The 6,591-nt window shown below is 64.9% G+C and carries 5 protein-coding genes and 1 pseudogene; all 6 read right to left on the bottom strand.

Annotated elements, in window-relative coordinates; translation table 11 throughout:
• Nucleotides 1-45: 45 nt before the first annotated feature.
• On the bottom strand, nucleotides 46-966 hold the full coding sequence (gene nikC / locus EN738_RS28680) for a nickel transporter permease (protein WP_127286596.1): 921 nt from the start codon (nucleotides 964-966) through the stop codon (nucleotides 46-48).
• On the bottom strand, nucleotides 963-2,030 hold the full coding sequence (locus EN738_RS28675; RefSeq protein ID WP_127286595.1) for an ABC transporter permease: 1,068 nt from the start codon (nucleotides 2,028-2,030) through the stop codon (nucleotides 963-965). Before EN738_RS28675 ends, nikC begins: the two co-directional genes overlap by 4 nt.
• An 18-nt stretch (nucleotides 2,031-2,048) precedes the next feature.
• Nucleotides 2,049-3,686 carry an ABC transporter substrate-binding protein gene (locus EN738_RS28670; RefSeq protein ID WP_127286594.1) on the bottom strand — a complete coding sequence of 546 codons (1,638 nt, stop codon included), beginning with the start codon at nucleotides 3,684-3,686 and terminating at the stop codon, nucleotides 2,049-2,051.
• 259 nt (nucleotides 3,687-3,945) lie between these two features.
• Nucleotides 3,946-5,223 (bottom strand): lytic murein transglycosylase, encoded by a 1,278-nt coding sequence (locus EN738_RS28665; RefSeq protein WP_127286593.1) that lies wholly within the window; start codon nucleotides 5,221-5,223, stop codon nucleotides 3,946-3,948.
• A gap of 177 nt (nucleotides 5,224-5,400) precedes the next feature.
• On the bottom strand, nucleotides 5,401-6,006 hold the full coding sequence (gene recR / locus EN738_RS28655) for a recombination mediator RecR (RefSeq protein ID WP_040985994.1): 606 nt from the start codon (nucleotides 6,004-6,006) through the stop codon (nucleotides 5,401-5,403).
• A gap of 94 nt (nucleotides 6,007-6,100) precedes the next feature.
• Nucleotides 6,101-6,591 (bottom strand): annotated as a pseudogene (locus EN738_RS28650) (cell wall hydrolase); the annotation flags it as partial.

The raw sequence follows: 6,591 nt of genomic DNA, 5'->3' as shown, positions 1-6,591 counted from the left end.
CCCGCAAATCGTCGACGTCGAGGAGTGGCCCCTTTGACTGCGCGCTCATTGGTCGCCGCTCCTCGGATCGAGCGCGTCGCGCAGGCCGTCGCCGAGCAGGTTGAAGCCGAGGCTGACAATGAGGATGGCGGCACCCGGTGCGGCGGCCACCCACCACTGGTCGAGGATGAAGCGCCGGCCGGACGCGATCATCGCGCCCCATTCGGGCAGCGGCGGCTGCGCGCCGAGGCCGAGGAAGCCGAGACCGGCGGCAGTCAGGATGATGCCGGCCATGTCGAGCGTCACCCGGATGATCAGCGAGGAGATACAGAGCGGCATGATGTGGCGCAGCACGATGCGGAACGGCGAGGCGCCCATCAGTTGCACCGCCTTGATGAAATCCGAATTGCGCACGGTCAGCGTCTCGGCGCGCGCGATGCGGGCGTAAGGCGGCCAGGAGGTGATGGCGATCGCCAGCACGGCGTTCTCGATGCCGGGGCCAAGCGCGGCGACGAAGGCCAGCGCCAGCACCAGTTTCGGGAAGGCGAGGAAGATGTCGGTGATGCGCATCAGGACGGCGTCGGTCCAGCCGCCGGCGTAGCCGGCGACCGTGCCGACCAGAAGGCCGATCGGCGCGGCGATGACGGCGACGAGGATCACCACATAGAGTGTCCAGCGCGAGCCGTAGACGATGCGCGAGTAGATATCGCGACCGAGGTCGTCGGTGCCGAACCAGTGCGCGGCGCCGGGCGGCAGCAGGCGCGCATTCTTGAGGTCGCCGACGGTCGGCGAATAGGGCGCCAGCACGTCGGCGAAGGCGGCGAGCACCAGCAGGGCGATGATGATCAGCAGGCCGAGAACCGCCAGCCGGTTGGCGGAGAAGCGCCGCCACGCCACATAGGCGCGGCCGAGCCTTGCCTGCATGCGCGAGGCCGGCCGGTCGCTGAGCAGCCATTCGCGACGGCTCTGGATGATCTCGGCGCTCATGCAGTCTTGGTCCTCGGATCGAGCACGCGGTAGAGCAGGTCGGAAAGAAGATTGATGCCGATGAAGACCGAGCCGATGATGATGGTGCCGCCGAGCACCGCATTCATGTCGGCGTTTTGCAGCGAATTGGTGATGTAGAGGCCGATGCCCGGCCAGGAGAACACGGTCTCGGTCAGCACCGAGCCTTCGAGCAGGCTGGCATAGGAAAGCGCGATCACCGTGACCATCGGAACCGCTGCGTTGCGCAGCGCATGGCCCCAGATGATGCGCGTTTCCGACAGGCCCTTGGCGCGCGCAGCGACGATATATTCCTGCGCCATCTCGTTCAGCATGAAGGAGCGGGTCATGCGGCTAATATAGGCGAGCGCGAAATAGCCGAGCAGCGAGGCCGGCAGGATGATGTGGCGGAAGGCGTCGTAGAAGACATCCCATTGCCCCTGCATCGCCGCGTCGAGGAGGTAGAAGCCGGTGATCGGCGTGAAGGTGTATTCGTAGACGACGTCGAGCCGCGCAGGAAAGGCCACCCATTGCAGCTTGGCGTAGAACAGGACGAGGCCGAGCAGTCCCAGCCAGAAGATCGGCACGGAATAGCCGATCAGTCCGATAATACGCACGATCTGGTCGATGAGACTGCCCCGCTTCACCGCGGCCAGTACGCCGAGCGGCACGCCGATGACGGCGCCGATGATCGTGCCCAGCGTCGCCAGTTCGATGGTCGCCGGGAAGACGCGGCGAATGTCGGACATCACCGGATTTGTGGTCAGCACCGAGGTGCCGAAATCGCCGCTGAGGGCGCTTTTGACATAGATGAAGAACTGCTCGATCAACGGCAAATCGAGGCCCATCTCGCGACGCGTGCGCTCGACGACGGCGGTGGGAGCCCGGTCGCCGAGCACGGCCAGAACCGGATCGATCGGAATGACGCGGCCGATGAAGAAGGTAACCGCAAGAAGACCGAGATAGGTCGTCACCGCGATGACCAGGAAGCGGCCGATCGACGATAGAACGGCCACGGCAGGGGCGCTGCCACGCCCCGCCGTCGCCTGGTTTTCAGCCACGCTCACGCGCGCGGTCCGACGAGGCTATTCCTTCGAGACCACCCCGACGAAATTGGTGTCGAAGCTCGGGCCAAGCGCGAAGCCCTTCAGGTTCTTGCGCAGGCCGGCCACCTCGAGTTGCTGGTGGATGACGACGAAGGGGCTGGTGTCGAGGATCTTCTTCTGCAGGTCCTCGTAGAGCGCGGCACGCTTGGCGGAATCCTTCTCAAGCAAGGCCGCCTCGGTCTGCTTGGTCAGGTCCGGAATGTCCCAGGCGTTGCGCCAGGCCAGCGTCTTGATCTTGGCGGAGTCGGAGTTGTCCGGGTTCGACGCAAAGGTCTGGGCGTTGGAGTTCGGATCGAAATAGTCCTGGCCCCAGTTGCCGATATAGATGTCGTGGTTGCGGGCGCGGTACTTGGTCAGCGTCTGCTTGCCGTCGCCGGGGATGATCTCCAGCTTGATGCCGGCCTGGCCGAGCGTCTGCTGGATCGATTCCGCCATGCCGGTGGTCGGCTGGCCGACGCGCACATCCATGGTCACGCTGAAGCCGTCAGGCAGACCGGCCTTGGTCAGCAGTTCCTTGGCCTTGGCGACGTCGAGCTTGAAGGGATTGTCATCGACGGCGCCGAGGTCGCCCTTGGGCAGGAAGGACTGGTGGATCTCGCCGATGCCCTTGAGGATGGTCGAGCTCAGCGCATCATAGTCGACCAGGTATTTGAACGCCTGGCGGACTTCTGGCTTGGCGAGGTTCGGGTTCTTCTGGTTGAGGCTGATATAATAGACCGTGCCCTTGGGCGCGCTGGTGGTGGTGAGATCGGCGTTCTTGGCGATGGCGTCGAGGTCGTTCGGCTCGAGGTTGCGGGCAACGTCGATGTCGCCGGCCTCCAACGCGAGGCGCTGCGCCGAGCTTTCCTTCATGTTGCGATAGATAACGCGGGCGAGCTTGGCCTTCTCGCCATTGTAGTTGTCGTTGCGCTCCAGAACGACGGCCTCATTGGCGCGCCATTCGCGCAGTGTGAATTGGCCGGAGCCGGCATAGCCGGTCTTCAGCCAGGCATTGCCGAAATCATTGTCCCATTTGTAGTCGGCGCTCGGCGTGACCGCCGCGACATGTTCCTTGACCAGCTTGGCATCGACCACCGACGCGACCGTTGCGGACAGGCAGTTCAGGACGAAGCTCGGCGCATAGGCCTTGTCGACGACGAACTGGAATGTGGTGTCGTCGACGGCCTTGGCCTTCTCGGCGACATTGTCGCCGCTGATGCCGAACTGGTTGATGATGAAGGCCGGGCTCTTGTCCAGCTTGATGGCGCGCTCGAAGGAATAGGCGACGTCGGCAGCAGTGATCGGGTTGCCGGAGGCGAACTTCATGCCGGGCTTGAGTTTGAAGGTGTAGGTCAGGCCGTCGTCCGAGACGCTCCAGCTCTCGGCCAGATCGCCCTTGACCTTGGAGGTGTCGCTAAGGTCGAGGCGGACCAGGAGGTCATAGGTGTTGCCGGTGACCTCGGCGGTCGACAGTTCGAACGCCTCGCCCGGATCCATGGAGATGATGTCGTCGATGGCGAAGCCCTCGACCAGCGTGTCGGCCGGCGTGACCGCGAAGGCGGGTGCTGCGAGCAGAGCGGACAACGCCGCGCCCGCAAGCAAGGCACGAGAGCGAAGAGCAAACTTTTCCAGCATCATGGTGGTCGTTCCCTGTTTTGTTGATTTGTCGACCTGAGTTCCCGGCTCAGGATTGCAGAATTCTTTTCGAGGTCGCGCGCGTATCGAGCCGCTACCGTCGTGTTTTTTGTCCAGTTGGTCAACACCATATCCGGCGGCCCCGAAGCCGGCAACGCGCATTTGCTAGGCAACGTATTGGACCAGAACGAGCCATTGCGAGGCGAGGCATGGGCCGGCCAATGGGCGCCGCCGATCGAGGACAATTTGCTATTTTTCGCCGTTACTTCAGCGCAGCGACCAGGGCGGCGTCGGGGAAGCAGGTGGCGGCGCGACCGTTCTTTGCCTGCCAGTCGCCGATCGAGCGGCGCGTCTTGAAGCCTGGCAGGCCATCGGCGCTGCCGACGTCGTAGCCCTTGGCCTCCAGCGACCTCTGCAGGGCGGCGATGTCGGAGCGGTGGAGGTCGCCGACCGGCCCCCAGTGTGCGGTAAAGGTGGCGTCCCCCCTGGCGATGCGGTCGGCGGCATGACCGATGAACAGCGCGTAGAGGTCGCTGGTGTTGTATTGCTTGAGCACATAGAAATTCGGCGTGACAATGAAAGCCGGTCCGCTGCGGCCGGCCGGCATCAGAAGAAAGCCCTCGGCCTTGAGCTCGCTTGCCTGGAACGCCTTGTTGTCGGCGCGCCTGATGCCCATCGCCACCCAGTCGGCAATCTTCTTGCCTTGGTCGGGTCCTTCGAGCGAGCAGGATACTTTGGCAGGCACGATCACCTCGGTTCCCCAGCCGCGGCCCCTCACCCAGCCATAGTGGACGAGATAGTTGGCGATCGAGGCCAGCACATCCGGCGTCGAATTCCAGATGTCGGGCCGGCCGTCGCCGTCGAAATCGACGGCATGCTTGAGGAAGGAGGTCGGCATGAATTGCGGCTGGCCGAGCGCGCCGGCCCAGGACGATTTCATCGCGTTGACCGGCGCCAGCCCGCGCTCGACGATCTCCAATGCCGCCAGCACCTCGGTGCGGAAGAAATCCTTCTTGGTCGACATGAAGGCCTTGGTGCCCAGCACCTCGAAGGCGTCATAGGGCATCTTGGCCGCGCCGAAGCCGGTCTCGCGGCCCCAGATCGCCAGAAGCACCTCGCCCGGCGCGCCGTAGCGTTTCTCGATCAGCCCCAGCACCCTCGCATTGGCGCCCTCGCGGGTCCGTCCGCCGGCGGTGACGGCGCGAACGGTCTTCTCGGCGAAATAGGCGCCGGGCGGCCCGAACTCGGCCTGGTGCTGCTTCTCGGGCGTCGTCGGCTTCTCGCCGGGCATGACGAGGTCGGGCAGCTTCAGGTTCGGCTTCACGCCGATGAAGGCCTCGTCGAAGGTTTTCCTGGAGATGCCCTTGGCCTTGGCTTCCGGCCAGAGGTCGCTCTGCAGCCAGGAGCGAAACTGGTCGTCGACGGAAGCGGCGGAGGCGGGCAGGGTGAGGAGCAAAATGAACAGAGCCGCGAAGAGGGAAAGCGCAGCCAGTTTTGAATGCTTGCGTTCTGTCGCGCCCCCCTCTGTCCTGCCGGACATCTCCCCCACTTGGGGGGAGATTGGCCGTCGCCTTGGCTTTCGCCAATCGCCAACGCTGAAGGAAGAACGCCGCGAGCGAAGCTGCCAATCTCCCCCCTTGTGGGGGAGATGTCCGGCAGGACAGAGGGGGGCGCGAAGGAATGCTGTCATTTCCAGGCTACCTCCTCGTTGAAGCCCTCAAAACGCTGTCCTTGACCGCAGCGCGGCGGCCAGCGTGCCTTCGTCGAGATAGTCGAGCTCGCCGCCGACCGGAACGCCATGCGCGAGCCTTGTCACCTTGACCTCGAAGCCGGAGAGCTGGTCGGTCAGGTAGTGCGCCGTGGTCTGGCCTTCGACCGTGGCGTTGACGGCGAGGATCACCTCCTTGACCTCGCCGCCGGCGACGCGGTCGACCAGCGAGCGGATGTTGAGCTGATCGGGGCCGATGCCGTCGAGCGGCGACAGCGTGCCGCCGAGCACGTGGTAGCGCACATTCATCGCCGCCGCGCGCTCCAGCGCCCAGAGGTCCGAGACGTCCTCGACGACGATCAGCGTGCCGGCATCGCGGCGCGGATCGGTGCAGATCATGCAGGGGTCGGAGGTGTCGACATTGCCGCAGGTCGAGCAGATGCGCACCTTGTCGACCGCCTCGCCCATGGCAGCGGCGAGAGGCTCAAGCAGCTGCTCCTTCTTCTTGATCAGATGGAGCGCGGCGCGCCTGGCCGAACGCGGCCCCAACCCCGGCACCTTGGCCAGGAGCTGGATCAGGCGTTCGATCTCTGGACCGGCGATTCGTTTCGACATCGCACTGATCTAGGATTTTTCAGAGCGGTTTGGAACATGCACCAGCGGGAATGATCCGCCATGCTGCCAGGCGGACCATCGATTGCCGGTCAGATCAGTAGGCTTCGAGCGGCCGGCTCTGGCTGACGATCATCGCGCCGATGGCATCGGTGTTCTCGGGCGTCGACTGGAAACCCATCGCGGCTTCCCGCGGCGCGCTCGGCACCGAGGTGATGTAGCGGTTGTTCAGGGCGCCGCCGAAACGCGAAGCATCCGGCTCCGCCATCGGCTCCTGCATCGCCACCACAACCGGTTTCGCCGCGACGCGGCCCGCCTTCGCCGCAGGCGCGATGGCGGCGGTCACATAGGTTTGCTCGGCAGCACCGGCTCGGTTCGTTGCCGAGCTGGCCGCCGACGCGGGCTCCACGGCAGCGGTCATCAAGGCCTGCTTGGCCGGATCCGGACGGACAATCGTCTTGACCAGCGGCTCGGCGGACGCGACCAGGACTGGGGCGGTGGCAGGCGCCGGCTGCCTTGGCGTGGCCGAGGCCATGGCGAGCATCGGCTCGTCCGGCAGCGGCTGCCAGTTGCGGCCGCGCTTCTCGT

This window comes from Mesorhizobium sp. M4B.F.Ca.ET.017.02.2.1, assembly GCF_003998955.1.
Taxonomy (GTDB): domain Bacteria; phylum Pseudomonadota; class Alphaproteobacteria; order Rhizobiales; family Rhizobiaceae; genus Mesorhizobium; species Mesorhizobium abyssinicae.
Note: the sequence above shows the minus strand (reverse complement) of the source record. Positions and strands in the feature narration are given on the sequence as shown.